The organism is Aestuariivirga litoralis (assembly GCF_003234965.1).
GTDB classification, from domain to species: domain Bacteria; phylum Pseudomonadota; class Alphaproteobacteria; order Rhizobiales; family Aestuariivirgaceae; genus Aestuariivirga; species Aestuariivirga litoralis.
This window is the reverse complement of record NZ_QKVK01000001.1, coordinates 606429-622772: the sequence shown is the minus strand read 5'-3', so window position 1 is coordinate 622772 and position 16344 is coordinate 606429. Positions and strand designations below refer to the sequence as shown.

Genomic DNA, 16344 nt, shown 5'->3' with positions numbered 1-16344 from the left:
AAGGGGACTTCCAAGCGTCAGCCGCCGCGTTGCGGGCTGGCCAGCCAGCCGGCATAGGTTTCCGCCAGGCCTTCGGCCAGGGGCCGGGCGCGGTTCCACCCAAGTGCGCGCAGGCGGCTGGTGTCGGACAGTTTTCGTGGGGTGCCGTCGGGGCGGCTGGAATCGAAGGCGAGTTCGCCGCGGAAGCCCACGGTGCGGCAGACGAGCCGTGCCAGATCGCCGATCGACACCTCTTCTCCCGAGCCGATGTTGATGGCTGTCTCGCCGTCATAGTGGCGCGCGAGGAACACCGCGGCGTCGGCGAGATCGTCGACGTGCAGGAACTCGCGCAGCGGGCGCCCGGACCCCCACACCGTCATGCGCGGCGCCTGTGCCAGCTTCGCCTCGTGCGCCTTGCGCAGCAGGGCCGGCAACACGTGCGATGTCTCGAGGTCGTAGTTGTCGCCGGGGCCATAGAGGTTGGTCGGCTGGCAGGCGATGTAGCTGCGGCCATGTTGCCGCCGGTAGGCCTGGCAGAGCTTCAGGCCGGCAATCTTGGCGATGGCATACCACTCATTGGTTTCCTCCAGCGGCCCGGTGAGGAGTGCTTCCTCTGCAATGGGCTGTGGCGCATGTTTCGGATAGATGCAGGTCGACCCGAGGAACACCAGACGTTCCACCTCCGCCTCATGTGCGGCATGGATGATGTTGGCGGCGATCATCAGGTTGTCATAGAGAAACGATGCGGGGCTTGCCGCATTGGCGGCGATGCCGCCGACCCGGGCGGCGGCGAGGAACACGGCGTCGGGCCGGTTGGCCTTGATCCACGACGTGGTGGCCGCCTGGTCGCGGAAGTCGATGGCGCGGCGCGGCAGGCGCAGCAGGTCGCAGCGCTCCTCCGCCAGGCGGCGGATCAGGGCAGACCCCACCATGCCATGCTCGCCCGCCACCCAGACGCGCTTGCCGGCGAGGGAATAGGGAAGGACAACCGTCATCGCGGCCTGCGCCCCACGCCCGCGAACTGGCGGAGCTTCGAGGCGGGCTTGGCCACCAGTGCCCAGTCGACGAGGCCGGCCCTCAGCCAGCGGCGCCGCGCCGCCAGGGCCTCCAGATTGTGCCGCACATGCGCCGAGAGGCTGGCGGTGCTGCGCCCGCCCATCGCCATGTCGACCATCACCAGCGGAATGTGGTTGAGGCGGGCGCGGTGAACCTCGATGGCCCGCAGCATCCATTCGTAATCGGCGGCGGTGGCGAGTGCGGTGTCGAAGGGGCCGACGGCCTCTGCCAGCTGGCGGCGGACGTAGAAGGTCGGGTGAGCCGGCATCCAGCCCGCGGCGAAGCCCCTGTGCGGCCGCGGCGTGCCGCGCCAGCGCCGCACCACGCGGCCCTGTCCGTCATGGAAGTCGAGGTCGCCATGCGTGGCGTCGTGGTCCTGCAGCGCCTCGGCGATGCGCGACAGCACGCTGCCGCCGCGATAGGCGTCATCGGCATTGAGCACGCCGACGGCGTCACCGGTGTAGAGGCCGAGGCCCTTGTTGAGCGCGTCATACATGCCGCGGTCGGGCTCGCTCAGGATGCGGATCTGGGGTGCTGCGAAGCCTCGGGCGATGGCCACCGTGGCATCGGTCGAGGCGCCGTCGACCAGCACCATTTCCTTGTTCGGATGATCCTGTGCGAGGAAGGATTCGATGGTGCGGCCAATGGTGGCCTCGGCATTGCGGCAGACCGTCAGGACCGAGATCGTCATGTCCGGGCCGGCGCGCATCAGACAGCCCTGACGGCGGCGGGTTCTTCGCTTGGCCGGCGCAGGCCGCGTTCCTGCTCGAGGAGCCTGAGGTCGCTTTGCACCATCTCGGCGATCATGTCCTCGAAGCTGGTGCGTGCCTCCCAGCCGAGTTCCCACCGGGCCTTGGACGGGTCGCCGAGCAGCAGGTCCACCTCGGTGGGGCGGAAGTAGCGCGGGTCCACCTCGACGAGGATGCGCCCGCTGGCTGCGTCGCGGCCCTTTTCCGCAGCACCATGGCCCTCGAAGGCAAGCGTGATGCCCGCCTCGGCGAAGGCACGGGTGACGAGGTCGCGGACGGAATGCTTGCGGCCGGTGGCGATCACGTAGTCGCCCGGCTTGTCCTGCTGCAGCATCAGCCACATGGCTTCCACATAGTCGCGTGCGTGGCCCCAGTCGCGCTCGGCATCGAGATTGCCGAGGTAGAGCCTGTCCTGCAGGCCGAGCGCGATGGCGGCGGCGCCGCGGGTCACCTTGCGGGTCACGAAGGTTTCGCCGCGCAGCGGGCTCTCGTGGTTGAACAGGATGCCGTTCGAGGCGTGCAGGCCATAGGCCTCGCGGTAATTGACGATGATCCAGTAGGCATAGAGCTTGGCCGCCGCATAGGGCGAGCGCGGATAGAAGGGCGTCGTCTCCGACTGCGGCACGCCCTGCACCTTGCCATAGAGCTCGGAGGTCGAGGCCTGGTAGAGGCGCGTCACGTCCTGGAGGCCGAGAAGCTTTACCGCCTCCAGCAGGCGGAGCGTGCCCAGCGCGTCGGCATTGGCGGTGTATTCCGGCGTTTCGAAACTCACCTGCACATGGCTCTGGGCGGCGAGATTGTAGATCTCGTTGGGTTTCGTTTCCTGCACGATGCGGATGAGGTTCGTCGCATCCGTCATGTCGCCATAGTGCAGGATCAGGCGGCGGTCGGTCTCGTGCGGGTCCTGGTAGAGATGGTCGATCCGGCCGGTGTTGAAGGAGGACGAGCGGCGCTTGATGCCATGCACCTCATAGCCCTTGGCAAGCAGCAGCTCCGCCAGATAGGCGCCATCCTGGCCGGTGACACCGGTGATGAGTGCAGTCTTGGTCATGACGTCCTGCCGTGCTCCTGGGTCTCAACGTCAGCGGCAAAGCCAGCCCACCCCCGGATGCAGACACACCGGGCGCGGGGCCCGGTGTGCTCAAGAAAACCAAGCGGATGCGGGACCGGAAGATCAGTCCAGCGTGGCCGGGGAATTGTCGTTGCTCGGGTCGTTCTCGTTGACGATGATCACGGCGGCGGCGCCACCGACGACCACTGCGCCGAGGCCGAGAATGGCGAGCGGCGGAACCAGCGGCACAGGATCGATTTCGCTGGGCACGTCAGCCGTCGGCACCACATTGGCGGTCGAGGCCTTGCAGGGCGCCTTGTCCGTCACCTTGTAAACGCTCGAGGCGGCGACGGTATAGCTGCACTGGGCAGAAGCGAAGTACAGCGAAACCGAGCTGTTCTTGCCGGCGAAGACTTCATCGCCAGCCTTCAGGCTGTCGCCGACCGAGGCCGCGACCATGCCGTCGCCCTTGTTGACGCGGGTGACCGGGCCCTTGGCGTCCATCACTTCGGCAGGAGCAACGGCAGCGGGGATGAGCTTGGCGTCGCCAGCCTTGGCGGCATCAGCCTTTTGCTGCGCGGCAGCGGAGCAGGGCGAGGCATCGCCGATCACCATGTTGCCGCCGGCGTTGACGCGGATGGTGCAATTGTCTGCAAGGTAGTTGATCTCGACGAAGCTGCCCTTGCCGGCGGTGATGCTGTCACCGGCGCCGAGCAGGGTCTGCACCCGGGGTGCTGCGCTGGCGTCGCCATGCTGCCAGGTCACGTTCTTGCCGCCAACCTTGCTGACAATCGCGATGTCGTTGGCCAGAGCCACGGAGGTGGAAGCCAGAAGAGCAGCCAGAAGGCAGCCCGAAAACGTTTTCACATGCATCATGAGAGATATCCCCTTGCTCATGGTTTTATGGAGCCAAGCCTGGCAGGATGTCAATGTCTATCGCGTCGACTGCAACCGTGCCGCGTGTCAGTTGCGATTTTTCGAGCGCCCGCTGGCTCTCGAGTTGCAACATCTGGTGTGTGCACCCTTCGGGCGGAACATCGAAGCTCTTGTCGAAGCCGATCCACTGGGTCGACTGGGGCAGGGGTGCCGTCGAATCGAGGGGCCTGAAGCGGCCCGCCTCGAAGCAGTAGAGACGGAACACGAGGCCGGTGGGCGATTCGAAACCCTCGAAGCGCACTTCGCCGGTCAGGCGGAAGCGCCCCGGACGCAGCCGCAGCATCTGCGAGAGATTGGCAAAGCTCCCCTTGAAGTCGGCGAGGTCGAACTGCAGCGTCTGGTCCATGCTTGCCGTGTTGCGCGGGAACTGGCGGTAGGTCAGGCCATCGGCCGGCTTCACCGTCCAGTCGAAGCGCAGGTTGCGGATGGGGTGCGCGAAGCCGCCGTCATAGACCCGCTTCACGTCGCGCAGTTCGTTTTCGCCGAGCGTCGACAGCCACACCGCATAGGCGGTGTCGATGGCGCCCGCCTTCATGTAGTTGTCGACCACGCCTGCCACCTCGGCGTCGCGCACCGGGGCGCCCATGGCCTGCAACTCGTCCATCAGGCGGGTGGCGGTGGCCGGTTGGCCCTTGGCCAGCAGGCTGGCGAAGAAGCGCTCGCGCCATGGCGGGTTGCTGGCCAGCATGCGCGCCACGGCCTTGGCGCCGTCCGGGTCGCCGGCAATCTCGGCAGCGAGCGCGAAGAGCTTCGGGGCATCGCTCGGCCGCGCGCGGATGAGGCCGTCGACGCGGGTCATCACCGCATCGAAATCGCGGCGCTTGAGCAGGATGATCATCGCCTCGGCCTGGATCTTTGTGGCGCGGGGCGACATGTCGCCGGCGCTCAGCCGCAGCCGCTCCGAGGCTTCGGCATTGCCCTCGGCATCCGCCAGCACGGCGAGGCCCAGCACCGCAGCGGCATCGAGGGGATCGCGCACGAAGGACCGCTGCGCCGCCACCGCGGCATCGGCCCGCTCGCCGGGCGTGAGTTTCTTCAGCGCCTCGGCGCTCATGGCAGGCGCCTCGGCGGGTCCGCCGGACACGGCACCCTTGAGCACCAGGTAGCAGGTGGTGGCAAGGAACACGGCACCTAGGGCCAGCGTCACCTTGCCCAGCCAGCCCGAGCCCGTGCGCGGCGGGGGAAACAAGGCCGCTACCACGGGGCCATCCCCACCGCCAGCCGCGTATAGCGCTCGAGCGTGGTGCCGATCGGCTCGTTCATCACGTAGCGCCAGGCCACGAGGCCGATGATGGTCACCAGGGCCGTGACGATCAGGACCTTCCCGGTGCGCGCCACGGCCTCGACGATTTGCTGGACGGCGCTCTTGAGCGGGTCTGCCTTGGCGCGCCGCGGCCGCTTGCTGCGGGCCGGCACCACGATGCGCGGCGGAAGCTCCGGTGCTGCCGCCTTGGCGCGGCCGTCCTCGATGGCCTCTGCCGCCTCCAGCACGCGGCCCAGATGGGCCCGTGCCCCGGGGCTCGGGTTGCGGTCCGGGTGCAGCCACTTCAGCAACAGGCGCTTGTTCTCGCGCAGGTCCTCGTGGCTTGCCTCGGGGGTTATGCCAAGCACGCGGTAGGGGTCGGCCTTGCTGTGAAACAAGGCCGCGGCGAGGAAGGCGGCGCTCGCGGCGCGCACCTCCTCGGAACTGTGCGCGCGGTAGACATGTTCGGTGGCGGGACTGCGCCACTCGCCCTCGGCAACGATGCGCAGCAGGTCCTTCACCCCTTCCGGCAACGGGCCGACCGACAGCAACGACGCCGGACCCTTGCGCGTCCGCGCGTCAATCGCGATATCGATGGCGTGCCGGCGCGTCATCACCGGCCACTAGCTGTTCTGCGAGGGCAGCTGCTTGGGCTGCCCATAGCCATAATATTCGTAGTCGCTGTCGCCATAGCCGTAGCCATAGCCATAGCCCGCTTCCTTGCGGTCGAACTTGTTCAGCACCGTGCCGATGATGTTGGCGCGCACCACCTGCATGCGGCGCACGGCGATGCGGAAGGTGCGCTTGCGCGTGCTGTTGGCGCTCACCAGCAGCAGGGTGGCCTGGGTGGCGCCCGCCAGCAGCGGCGCGTCCGCCAGCCCGATGATGGGCGGGCCGTCGACGATGACGATGTCATAGGCATCGCCGGCGGCGCGCACCAGGTCCGCCATGCGCGGACCCGACAGCAGTTCGGCGGGGTTGGGCGGCAGCGGGCCCGAGGTGATGGCGAAGACGTTCTGCATCGGCGTCACCTGCAGCGTGTCGGCTGCCTCGATGCCGCCGATCAGGTAGTTGGAGAGGCCGCGCTCGTTGCGCAGCTGCAGGCGCTTGTGCAGCGATGACTTGCGCAGGTCGGAATCGATCAGCAGCACCTTCATGCCCATCTTGCCGAAGGTGTCGGCAATGCCGATGGCGGTGGTGCTCTTGCCCTCGGACGGGTTCGAGCTGGTGATCATCAGCGAGGTGGGAAGCCCCTGGGGCGTCGAGAACTGCAGGCTGGTGCGCAGCGAGCGGTAGGCTTCCGAGATCGGAGAGCGGTGGTCGCGCAGTGATTCGTCGAGGGTCATGCCCGCCTTGGGCAGGGGCACCACGCCGATGACTGGCAGTCCGGTTTCCTTCTCCACGTCCTCCGGCACCTTGAAGGTCTCGTCGAGGAAGTCGAGGCCATAGGCGACCATGCAGCCGAGCACCAGCCCGGCCAGAAGGCCGATCAGCAGGTTGCGCGGGATCTTCGGGTAGGCCGGATTGTTCGGGCGGTCTGCCTTGTCGACGAATGACACGTTGTTGGTGCCGATGCCGCCGGCGACGCCGATCTCCTTGTAGCGCTGCAGCAGGCCGTCATAGAGCTGGCGGTTGGTGTCCACCTCGCGCTGCAGGATGTTGTACTGGATCGAGCGGTTGCGCTGTTCGACCAGCGTGTCCTTGGTCTTCTGCAGCTCCGCCTCCAGCATGGCGACGGAGACGCGCGCCGCCTCATAGGAGGACTTGATGTCGGCCTTCACCGAGCGCACCGCCTGGGCCAGCTGCTCGTCCAGCTCGCTGATCTGGCTCCTGAGCTGGACCATCTCGGGATAGCTCGGCTTGAACACGTTCAGCTTCTGCTGGTACTGGGCCGAAAGTTCGGAGCGCAGCTTGCGGTTTTCCTGCACCGTCTCGTTGTTGCGGATCTCGGCGATTTCCAGGCCGTCGGCATTTTCCACCCGCTGCCACACCAGCTCGAGGCGCATCTTCTCGTAGCGCGCCTCGGTGAGCTTGGTGTTGATGGCAGCGATGTCGGCGTCGACCACCGTCTTGCCGTCACCCACCGTGATGATGCCTTTCTCGTCGGCATACTGGACGACCTGCTTCTCGGTCTCCTCCAGCTTGGCCTTGAGCTGCGCCAGCCGCTCCTCGAGGAACTTGCGGGCATAGGCGCTGGCCTCGAAGCGCCGATCCAGGTTGTCGGTGATGAACACCTCGGCATAGCCGTTGGCGATGCGCTGGGCCACCGCCGGGTCGGGGTGGCTGAAACTGACGTTGACGATGCGCGAACCGCGCACCGGCTGCACCTCGAGCCCGTCGAGCAGGCGCGAGGCGGCTTCGCGGTTCCGGTCGCTGCTGGCCTGCGCCTCTGCCTCGGCATCCGCCTTGTCGTCGGAAAAGATCAGGGCCAGCAGCTTGCCCTTGAGCAGCGTCACCAGCGAGGGCGCCACGGCGGCGTTGAATTCCTTGTCGTTGGCGAGCGCCAGCGCGGCCGCCACGCGTTCGGCAAGCGTGCGGCTCTGCAGCAGCTGGTACTGGGTGTTGTAGAAGTCCTCGCCGCCGGACTCCTCGTTGCCGACGTCGCCCTTGTCGAGAACCTTGGTCGCCTCGCGGTCGATCTGGATGCTGGCGGTGGCCTTGTAGATCGGCGTCGTCATGAAGGTCGAGACGGCGGTGACGGCGAACACCGCCAGTGCGATGCCGGCGATCAGCCACTTGTACTTGGTGACGATGCGCAGGTACTTGAAGACGTCGAAGGCCTTGGTGTCCTCGTCGCCATAGGGGCCATAGCCCTGCGGCTCCTGGTAGACGTCGAGGCGGGTGTCGCGCGCGGCGTCGGCCGCCTGCATGGCGCGGCGGCCGCCCTCGTCGCGGCGCGAATTGTCGGGGATCTGCGGAACCTGGTTCATGGCGCCGCTCAGAGTGCCAGCAGGCTGAACAGGCCGGTGAAGCCCATGGCGCTCTGCAGCCCCTTGAACATCACCTTGCCGCTCGACTCGTCGACCATCACGATGTCGCCGGCGCGCATGGTGGGATCGTTCTTGATGCCCTTGCGGATCTCGTTGAGGTCGAAGCGCGCCGCCATTTTCTGGCCGTTGACCTTGCGCAGCACATAGACATTGCTGGGCGAGCCCATGTCGTTGAGGCCGCCGGCCTGTGCGATGACCTCGACCAGCGTCGTCTCGCCCTTGAGCGGGAAGACGCCGGGCTTCGTCACCGCGCCGTCCACCGTCACGCGCTGGCTGTTGTATTCCTTCACCGTCACGAACACCTGGGGCTTCTGCATGAAGTCCTTGGCCAGCCGCGCCGCGATGTCCGCCTGCAGCTGGTCGGTGGTCTTGCCGGTCGCCCGCACGTCGCCGATCAGCGGCAGCGAGATGAAGCCGGAAGCGCTCACCTGTGCCGGGCGTGACAGGTTGGGCGCGTCGTAGACGGTGACATCCAGCACGTCCATCGGCGCCACGCGGTAGTCGGTGACGAGGCCGTCCTGGTCGGGCACCGAATATTGCTCGAACAGTTGCGAGACGGCCGCAGCACTCTGCTTCGAGGGGCGGATGGTGCCGGCCGCCGAGCCGGTGGCGCTCGGCCCTGCATCGGTGCCGGAGAAGGCGGCCTGCTGCGAGTTGGACAGCGAGGGGCCGGTTTCGTTGCAGGCCGCCAGGCCCGCCGCCAGCAGCAGCAGGACCAGCACGCGGGCGCGGCGCAGCACGGTGGATGTCGGGAGCAAGCTGTTCACAGGACCTCTGCGCTTTCGTGCGTTTCGACGTCGGCTGCCTCGCCGAGGAGGATGACCTCCGGCCGCCGCTTGAAAATCATGTTGGCCTCCGCCGTGCCGCGTGCGCCCTGCACATAGGCCCAGGCCTTGCTGAGGCCCGGCGGGCGGCGCGTCACGTCATGCGCGTCGGAGGCGACGAGATGGACGAGGTCCATGTCGAGGAGCTTCGCCGACAGGTCGGCCGCGGAGCGCCCGTAGTCGCCGAAGAACGAGCCCGCGGTCACCTGCATCAGCACGCCGGAGAGGGCGAGGTTCTGGATGAACGGCATGGCGCGGTCGGCCCAGCGGTAGCGTTCGACATGCGCCATGATCGGCTTGTAGCCCGCTGCCAAAAGGTCAAAGAACAAGCGGTCCATGTTGGGCGGCAGGGTCGAGGGCGGCATTTCGATCAGCACGTACTTGCCGAAGTGCAGCGTCAGCACCTGGCCATTGGCGAGGCGGCGGACGAGGTCCGGGCGGACATGCGCCTCGCAGCCGGTGACGAGGGCGAGTTCGATACCGGCATCGAGCAGGTGGTCGTTCAGCTCCGCCACGCGGCGCACCACCTGCTGGGGGTCGGGATCATAGACGCCAGGCAGGAAATGCGGCGTGCAGGCCATCACCTCGACGCCGTCGTCGGCGGCCCAGCGGGCCATGTCGAGGGCCACCTCGAGGCTGGTGGCGCCATCGTCGGTTTCGTGAAGGATGTGGCTGTGAAGGTCGATCATCGGCGGGTGAGCCTTTCGGTCGGGGCTCCGGCGCCGTCACGCGGGCGGAGGTCGTCATCGCCGCGCGGCACGCGGAACACGGGTGGTGTGGTGGCAGCGGGCGGCGGGGCGGGGCGCTCGGGGTGCGTCTCGCCATGGTCCTTGCGCCGGCGCTGGCTGGGTTGCCGCTGTTGCGGCTTGGGCTGGCGGGCGGCGGGTGCCGCCATCAGGATCGCCATCATGCCGGCGAAGATGCAGGCGAGCGACGGCATGCGCAGCGGGAACTCGACCAGCGAATGCAGCATCAGCACCAGCGCCACGATGCTCGCAGCGCGCGGCAGCACCTGCTCGGCATAAGCGCCGCGCGGGTTCCACACCCGCAGCGTCTGATAGGCGAACAGCGCCAGGAAGCAGGCCATCAGGATGGCCGCCGGCACGCCACCCTCGAGCCACAGTTCCAGCCAGTCATTGTGCGCGTGGTTCACATAGGTGCGTTCCATCGCCGAGGGCTGCTCGTGCATGCCATAGACCGGCCGGAAGGTGCCGAAGCCGCTGCCCAGCGGGAAATACTCCGCGGCGGCGCTGATCGTGGTGCGCCGCATCAGGCTGCGGGAGTCGGTCAGCGGGTCGCTGTCGGCAATGCGCAGCAGGCCGGTCATCCCGAACTGGCCGATGATGAAGGCGGCACCCAGAATGGCGAAGACCGACATCTTGGCGCGCTGGCCGCGCCGCGCACCGCGGTCGGAGCCCTGGGGCGTGACCAGCACCATCAGCGTCGAGAGGGTGAGCGCCAGCATGCCGAGCAGGATGCCGGAGCGCGAGCCTGACGCGGCAAGCCCCATGAGGATGATGAGCATCATCACCGCGCCGCCCGCCAGGGCCGCCACCGGCGGCAGCACGCGGCCGCGGATCAGCTTCTGCGTCAGCGCCCAGGTCAGCGGAATGGCGACGCAGAGCAGCATGGCGAAGTTGTTGCGGTTGGAGAAGAAGCCCGTCGCCGATCCGTAAAAGGGCATGTCGTAGAGATAAAGGCCGCCCTTGGCGCCCTGCAGGCGCTGGGCGAGGCCGAGGAAGGTGTTGGCGATGCTGCCCAGCAGGATGGCGCCAACCAGCATCCAGCGGGCGCGCTGGCCACTGGTCAGCAGTGCCACGAAGAAGGCGATCGGCGGCAGCAGGGTGAGGATGCAGGCCAGCGTCGCCTCGGGGCTCAGCGTCATCGGCATCATCTGCGGCGGGATGCCGGCGATGGAGAATATCTTGGCGATGGGGGCGCGGCCCGGAAGGCTTTCGAACAGCGCGAAGGGCAATGGCACGAGCTGCAGCGCCACCAGCGCCACCGCCGCGATGACCAGCAGCAGGGCGAGCACCTCGGTACGGGCCAGCTTCGTCGAAAGCAGGCGCAGCAGCGCCACGCCGAGAATGCCGATGCAGATCAGCCGGAACAGCAGGAAGGCCCAGGAGTCGGCCTGGGACGAACCGCCGGAAACGATTGCGAGCAGCAGCGCGAAAGACAGCGTCGCCGGCCATGCCCAATGGCCAAGGGCGCGCTCTTGGCCAGGCGCGCGATCGGTCCAGGTGGCGGTGCTCATGTCACGTCTGCGTGTGTTTCCATTGCAATGGTGTCATGATTGTACACGTCCGCGACCCGAAAGACACCAACTTCGCCCGCCGCAGGGTGGCGGAAGAACGCCACATGGGTGTTGATTTCCGGCAGGACCGCACCCGGTTGCCGCCGGCCCCGAACCATCGCGTGCAACAACCGGCGAGAAACTGCAACCATGGAGTGGTGACGTGACGGCAGCCCCGAATCAACGCTGCTGGCAGGCCGCGCCATCGTCTCGCCCGGCATCACCGCGACCCGAAGCCCGTCAGCACGATCCACATCGTCTTGACGGTGATGAAGGCGTCGAGCGAGGCGGAGATGTTCTTGATGTAGAAGAAGTCGTTGCGCAGCTTGCGCGTTGCTTCCTCGACCTCGGCGACATTGCCCTGGCGGATGGCCGCCCAGCCGGTGATGCCCGGCTTCACCGAGTGGCGGAAGGCGTAATAGGGAATGTGCCGCTCATATTCATGCGCCAGGGCGGCGGCCTCCGGGCGTGGCCCGATCCAGCTCATTTCACCCTTCAGGATGTTGAACACCTGCGGCAGCTCGTCCAGCCGGTACTTGCGGATGAAGCGGCCGACGCGGGTGATGCGCGGGTCCTCCGAGGTGGTGAAGTCCGGCCCCATCAGATGGGCGTTGGCATGCATCGAGCGCAGCTTGTAGCAGTCGAACAGGCGGCCGCGGTAGCCCACGCGCTTCTGCACGAAGAAGGCCGGCCCGCTGCTGTCCAGCTTGATCAGCAGGATGGTGAGACCCAGCACCGGCAGAACCACGGGCAGCACCGCGATCGCCATGAGGAGATCGATGACGGACTTGATGTAGAGGTAGTTGCGCTGCGGGTGCAGGGCGTCGATGCCAATGTCGCCGGCATGCACGAGGTCCACTTCCCCGGTCATGAATTCGCGCGTCAGCGTGCTGTCATAGATGGGAATGCCCTGGGTGGCGCAGCGGACGATGAACTCCTCCCACTTGGGCGCAAGGTCGGCGCTGAGGTCGGCGACCACGCCATCGACGGCCCGCGTGGGAGCCTGTGCCGGCGGTTCCTGCAGGGTGCGCCATTCGGCCCTGCCGAGGCGCGTCAACTCGCGCTGGCTGCCGAAGGGTACCACCGCGAGGCGTGGCTTGAGCAGGCGTTCGCGCATCAGGGCCAGCCCGCCATACCACACCAGCGTCAGGCCGTAGCCGACCAGCAGCAGCGAGCGGGAATAATCGAGGTGCCCCGCGGTGATGAGGATGAGGACGATTGCAAAACTCGCCGTCACCGCCGGCAGCACGGTCGAGAACGGATCCTGCGAGGGATAGCGCGAGAAGCTCTTGAGAAAGATGTGGCTGGCGATGATGGCGAACAGCACGAGCACCGAGGTGTCGGTCTGGTCCAGCGCCTTCACATCGTGGTCGAAGCCATAGCGGCCGAAGAAGGGGACGATGACGGCCAGCAGCACGGCGCCCGCAAACTGCGTCCGCTCGCGGAACATCAGCGACATCGAGCGGGTGGTGCCGGTTTCCGGCAGGACGTTGGTCACGCCGCGCGTCCTCGTCCACATCGCGTGGGGGACCTTCGGGCGGCTTTGCTGAAAACGATTTCACACATTGCAGGCTCCGCGGGCGATTTGCGAAATGTCTTTGGCATATCTTTTGGCCCCGGCCATCACAACGGGCGTGGCCACGCCATGAACAGCTCAATTGGCGCCCCTTTTTGCACCCGGCGACCAGAAAGAGAAGTGCCAAACGCGCCGATATGGCCACTAGGCGGCGCTCCTCATCTATTCTCAACCCATGGCTGCTGTCCTTCGGTGTTACTGTAATCTTCGATTGAGTTTCCACAGTGGCGCGTCCTGCCGCCGCCGGGCTCGGCTACATGCAACCGGGCGTCCATGTTGACAGTGCAGCGGTTTGTTGGCCTTAGCTCAACGCATGGGGGGATGAATTTGCAGCCGGGGGATGACGCATTTGCCCGATGAGGATGTGCCGGGGTGGCCGTTTGGCCAGGTCGCGCCCGCTTTGGCATGGCGCCGTGCGCAGGCACTCTTTGGGCGTCGCGCCTCGCTGCTGCGCTCCGGCCGGGTGGCGGCGGCGCAGCTTTCGGAACTCCGCAGGCGGGGCCTGTTCTCCCCCGCCGCCCGCCCCGCGGAAGGATTTCTGCGCGGTATCGACTTCTACAGCGGAGCACGGCTCGCCCTGGTGCTGACGCGCGCCATGAACCGGTTTCACGCCGTCCACGGCTATGACCCCGACCTGCTGCAGCCCCGCCACTATGCCGAAAAGCTGTTCGCCTCCAAGTTCCTGCGGCCCTTCAAGGTACCCGAATCGGGCAACAAGCTGCTGACCTCGCGTTTCATTCCGGAGAGCCTCGCCGGGCGCCTCAGCTGCCCGGAAATCGTCTGGCATTCGACCCAGCCCGTGCTGCCACCCGATTCGGCCGTGCCGGAAGGAGTCTACTACCTCAAGGCCAGTCACGGCTCGGGCATGTTCCGCCGCATCCGCTATCCGCTCGAGGCGCGCCAGCGCGAGAACCTGCAGCGGCTGTGCCGGCAGTGGCTGGCAACCCCCTATGGCCTGGCTGACGGCGAGTGGTGGTATGGCGCCTTCACCCCGGAGGTGCTGCTGGAAAGGGCCATCGGCGAGGACACCGACACGCCGTCCTTCAACGTCTGGAGTTTCGGCGGCCAGATTGCCCTCATCACCATCTATCTCAAGAGCCTGGACGAGGAGGGCACCTGCTACGAGTCGAGCCTGTGGATGGACCCCGGCTTCGCGCCTCTCGCCCAGCAGCACCCGACGCGGCCGGTGTTGAAATCATGGACGCTCGATGAACAGACGAGGCCGCTGATCCTCGACTATGCACGCGAGATCGGCCGCCAGCTGAGCTTTGCCCGCATCGATTTCCTGGTGGACGGCGAGGGCCGCCCCTGGCTTGGCGAGGTCACCTTCGCGCCCGGCAACGGCAATGCGCGCGACAGCGAACGCACGGCGCAGAACTTCGCGCTGTGGTGCGAGGCCGAGCGCACGCCGCGGCGTTTCGGCTGAGATCGGCGAGGGCGCCGGCCGCGGCATCGCTCATTCTGCGGCAACGGCGCAGGGCGGCGCAGGTTGCGCCGCGGCGAGCACCTCCTTCTGGCGCTGCAGGGCCTCGGCCAGGCTGGGCATCAGCCGTGCGCGTTCGCTGCCCAGCATCACCAGCCGCCCCGCCGGCCTCGCCTGCTGGGCTGCCACCGGGAACAGGCACTCCATCTCGCGGCGCGACAGCGCCCCGTGGCTTGGCAGGTGCCAGGTGCCGGTCTCGCCATCGATGAGCAGGTCGAGGGCGGCACGCACCACGTCCGGCAGATAGGTGGCGGTGAAGAAGGTGCCGGTGCCGCGGCTGCGTGCCCAGCCGGCGAGCAGCAGCGCGGGGTCGTCGTCGCCGCCGAACAGCCGGCTCATGCGGATGATCAGCGCATCGCCATGGGCGCGGCTGACGCGACGCTCCGCCTCCGCCTTGCTGCGCCCGATGAGGCAGGCGGGGGCGGTGGCGTCGCCCTCCACATAGGGCCGCTCCAGAGCCCCGTCGAACACCCGGTCGGAGGAGAAGGTGACGAAGGGCAGGCCGCCCGCGGCGCAGGCCCTGGCAAGGTTCTCCGCGCCCAGGCTGGTGACGCGGAATTGCCGGCGCGGATCCTCCGCCTCGCGCGGCGCGGCGGCATTGATCACTGCCCAGGGCCGGTGCTGCCGGATGGCTTCGGCCACCTGGCGTTCATCCGTCACGTCGAGTTCGCCGCGCCCGGGGCAGGTGATGTCCAGCCCGCGCTGCGCGCAAGCCCTGGCCAGCGCGGCGCCCAGCTTGCCGCTGGCGCCCGCGATGAGAATGCTGCGCGTCCGCCTGAGCACGGGCGGGGCCCGGCCGGCGGGCGGCCAATAGTGCCGCCCGTCGCGGCGCCACCAGCCCTTCTGGTCGAGGGCAGGGTGCGTGATGCAGCCCGTTTCCGAAAGCTGCCGCAGGGCCTTGCCCAGCGCCGTCAGGCGCAGCCGGGGTCCGCGGATGTCGAAGGCCCCCACCTCGTAATGGCCATGCCGCCTGGTGAGCAGGCTGTTCCAGTCGAGCGCGCCCAGCAGCGACCAGGCCGTGACGGCGCGCAGGTCCACGCCGTCGCGCTTCAGCGCCGCCGCATCGTCCCACACCTCGGCCAGCCAGCGCAGCTGTTCCTCGCGGGTGGAGCCATGGTGCACTTCGGTCACCGCCAGCGGCAGGTGGTAGCGCTCCCACGCCTCCGCCAGGCGGGCGCGCGCGCCCGTCTCGCCATCGGGGAGGTCGATGCGCAGCGCCTCCACGTCGGCATAGGCCTGGCGGCCATTGCCGCCATGGAAGCAGGGCGGGTAGCGCCCGAGTGCCTCGTCGAGGTAGCGTTCGCTGGTGGCGTAATAGTTGATCCCGAGGATGTCGGGCCTGCCCTCACCCTCGGACAGCAGCGCCAGTTCGGCCTCGCGGATGCCGCTGCGGAGCAGCGTGGCGTGCCACGGGTGATGGCGGTCGACGCGCCCGCACAGCAGGTCGATGCTCAGCCAGCGCCGCTGGTTCTCATGCTCGGCCTGGTCCTGCAGCTGGGGCGTGCTGAAGACCTTGCCGAGATCCTCCGTCTGCACCAGCCGTGCGGCGCCGTTGACCCGGCGGATGGCGCGCATCGCCAGTGCCGTCGCCAGGCATTCGTTGACGAGGCAACGCAGGAATGTCGGCATGTCGCGGCCATGCGGGTACCAATGGCCATAAAGCCCGCTGAAGCGCGCCGTGGTGAGCGGTTCGTTGACCGGCGTGAAGAGGTCGATCCACGGGAAGCGCGCCGCCACCTCGCCGGCATGGCGGGCGAGCAGGGCGGGGAAATCCGGGTCGGTCATGGAGGTGTAGCGGGGGCCGCTGCCATGATGCAGCAGGCCCGCGATCGGCCGCAGGCCCAGCCGCCGCATGCGCGCGAGCCGTTCGTCGGCGAAGCGCCAGTCGCAGCGCTCCGGGCTGTCGGGGGCGGTGGTTTCCCATGACACTGGGTAGCGGAGCGTCCGGATTCCGAGGGCGGCGATCCGGTCGAGGTCGTCGGGGCGGTTCAGATGGCCGGTTTCCGCGAACTGGTTGCGGCAGTCGTTGCCCACGCGCACCACGGAACACTCGAGCCCGCCCCACAACTCGGGACGCGCTGCAGCGTCAAGCTCGGTCAAATCCTGCTCCCTGGTCGGCTTGCTGAAATGCACATTGGGCCTAACTGCCGTGCCGCCCCGC

The 16344-nt window shown here is 67.7% G+C and carries 14 protein-coding genes; 1 reads left to right on the top strand and 13 read right to left on the bottom strand.

Annotation, left to right across the window (positions count from 1 at the left end; genetic code table 11):
* Positions 1–17: 17 nt before the first annotated feature.
* From DK847_RS03025 to DK847_RS02975, 12 genes are all read right to left on the bottom strand, one after another.
* Positions 18–974 (bottom strand): GDP-L-fucose synthase family protein, encoded by a 957-nt coding sequence (locus DK847_RS03025; RefSeq protein WP_111196113.1) that lies wholly within the window; start codon positions 972–974, stop codon positions 18–20.
* Positions 971–1744 carry a glycosyltransferase gene (locus tag DK847_RS03020; RefSeq protein ID WP_111196112.1) on the bottom strand — a complete coding sequence of 258 codons (774 nt, stop codon included), beginning with the start codon at positions 1742–1744 and terminating at the stop codon, positions 971–973. The genes DK847_RS03025 and DK847_RS03020 overlap by 4 nt, the downstream gene beginning before the upstream one ends.
* Positions 1744–2835 (bottom strand): GDP-mannose 4,6-dehydratase, encoded by a 1092-nt coding sequence (gene gmd, locus DK847_RS03015; RefSeq protein WP_111196111.1) that lies wholly within the window; start codon positions 2833–2835, stop codon positions 1744–1746. The genes DK847_RS03020 and gmd overlap by 1 nt, the downstream gene beginning before the upstream one ends.
* A 123-nt stretch (positions 2836–2958) precedes the next feature.
* The gene (locus tag DK847_RS03010) at positions 2959–3711 is read right to left on the bottom strand and encodes a FecR family protein (protein WP_111196110.1); all 753 of its coding nucleotides are present in this window, start codon (positions 3709–3711) and stop codon (positions 2959–2961) included.
* Between the two features lie 25 nt (positions 3712–3736).
* Positions 3737–4972, bottom strand: a complete 1236-nt coding sequence (locus tag DK847_RS03005) for a tetratricopeptide repeat protein (RefSeq protein ID WP_146256030.1) — start codon at positions 4970–4972, stop codon at positions 3737–3739.
* A complete protein-coding gene (locus DK847_RS03000) occupies positions 4966–5628 on the bottom strand; it encodes a J domain-containing protein (RefSeq protein ID WP_111196108.1) in 663 nt (220 codons plus the stop codon). Before DK847_RS03000 ends, DK847_RS03005 begins: the two co-directional genes overlap by 7 nt.
* A 9-nt stretch (positions 5629–5637) precedes the next feature.
* Positions 5638–7944: a GumC family protein gene (locus DK847_RS02995; protein WP_111196107.1), complete on the bottom strand. Its 2307-nt coding sequence runs from the start codon at positions 7942–7944 to the stop codon at positions 5638–5640.
* An 8-nt stretch (positions 7945–7952) separates the two neighbouring features.
* Positions 7953–8771: a polysaccharide biosynthesis/export family protein gene (locus tag DK847_RS02990; protein ID WP_146256029.1), complete on the bottom strand. Its 819-nt coding sequence runs from the start codon at positions 8769–8771 to the stop codon at positions 7953–7955.
* Positions 8768–9517 carry a tyrosine-protein phosphatase gene (locus DK847_RS02985; RefSeq protein ID WP_111196105.1) on the bottom strand — a complete coding sequence of 250 codons (750 nt, stop codon included), beginning with the start codon at positions 9515–9517 and terminating at the stop codon, positions 8768–8770. The genes DK847_RS02990 and DK847_RS02985 overlap by 4 nt, the downstream gene beginning before the upstream one ends.
* The gene (locus DK847_RS02980) at positions 9514–11085 is read right to left on the bottom strand and encodes an O-antigen ligase family protein (protein WP_111196104.1); all 1572 of its coding nucleotides are present in this window, start codon (positions 11083–11085) and stop codon (positions 9514–9516) included. The genes DK847_RS02985 and DK847_RS02980 overlap by 4 nt, the downstream gene beginning before the upstream one ends.
* Positions 11082–11345, bottom strand: a complete 264-nt coding sequence (locus DK847_RS20515) for a hypothetical protein (protein WP_161957120.1) — start codon at positions 11343–11345, stop codon at positions 11082–11084. The genes DK847_RS02980 and DK847_RS20515 overlap by 4 nt, the downstream gene beginning before the upstream one ends.
* On the bottom strand, positions 11345–12622 hold the full coding sequence (locus DK847_RS02975; protein ID WP_161957119.1) for a sugar transferase: 1278 nt from the start codon (positions 12620–12622) through the stop codon (positions 11345–11347). Before DK847_RS02975 ends, DK847_RS20515 begins: the two co-directional genes overlap by 1 nt.
* Before the next feature lie 478 nt (positions 12623–13100).
* Between DK847_RS02975 and DK847_RS02970 the strand changes: the two genes are divergently transcribed.
* The gene (locus tag DK847_RS02970) at positions 13101–14126 is read left to right on the top strand and encodes an ATP-grasp domain-containing protein (protein ID WP_161957118.1); all 1026 of its coding nucleotides are present in this window, start codon (positions 13101–13103) and stop codon (positions 14124–14126) included.
* Positions 14127–14156: 30 nt separating this feature from the next.
* Here the strand turns inward: DK847_RS02970 and DK847_RS02965 are convergent, their stop codons facing one another.
* Positions 14157–16283, bottom strand: coding sequence for a family 1 glycosylhydrolase (locus tag DK847_RS02965; protein ID WP_245414500.1), 2127 nt, complete (start codon positions 16281–16283; stop codon positions 14157–14159).
* Positions 16284–16344: the final 61 nt, after the last annotated feature.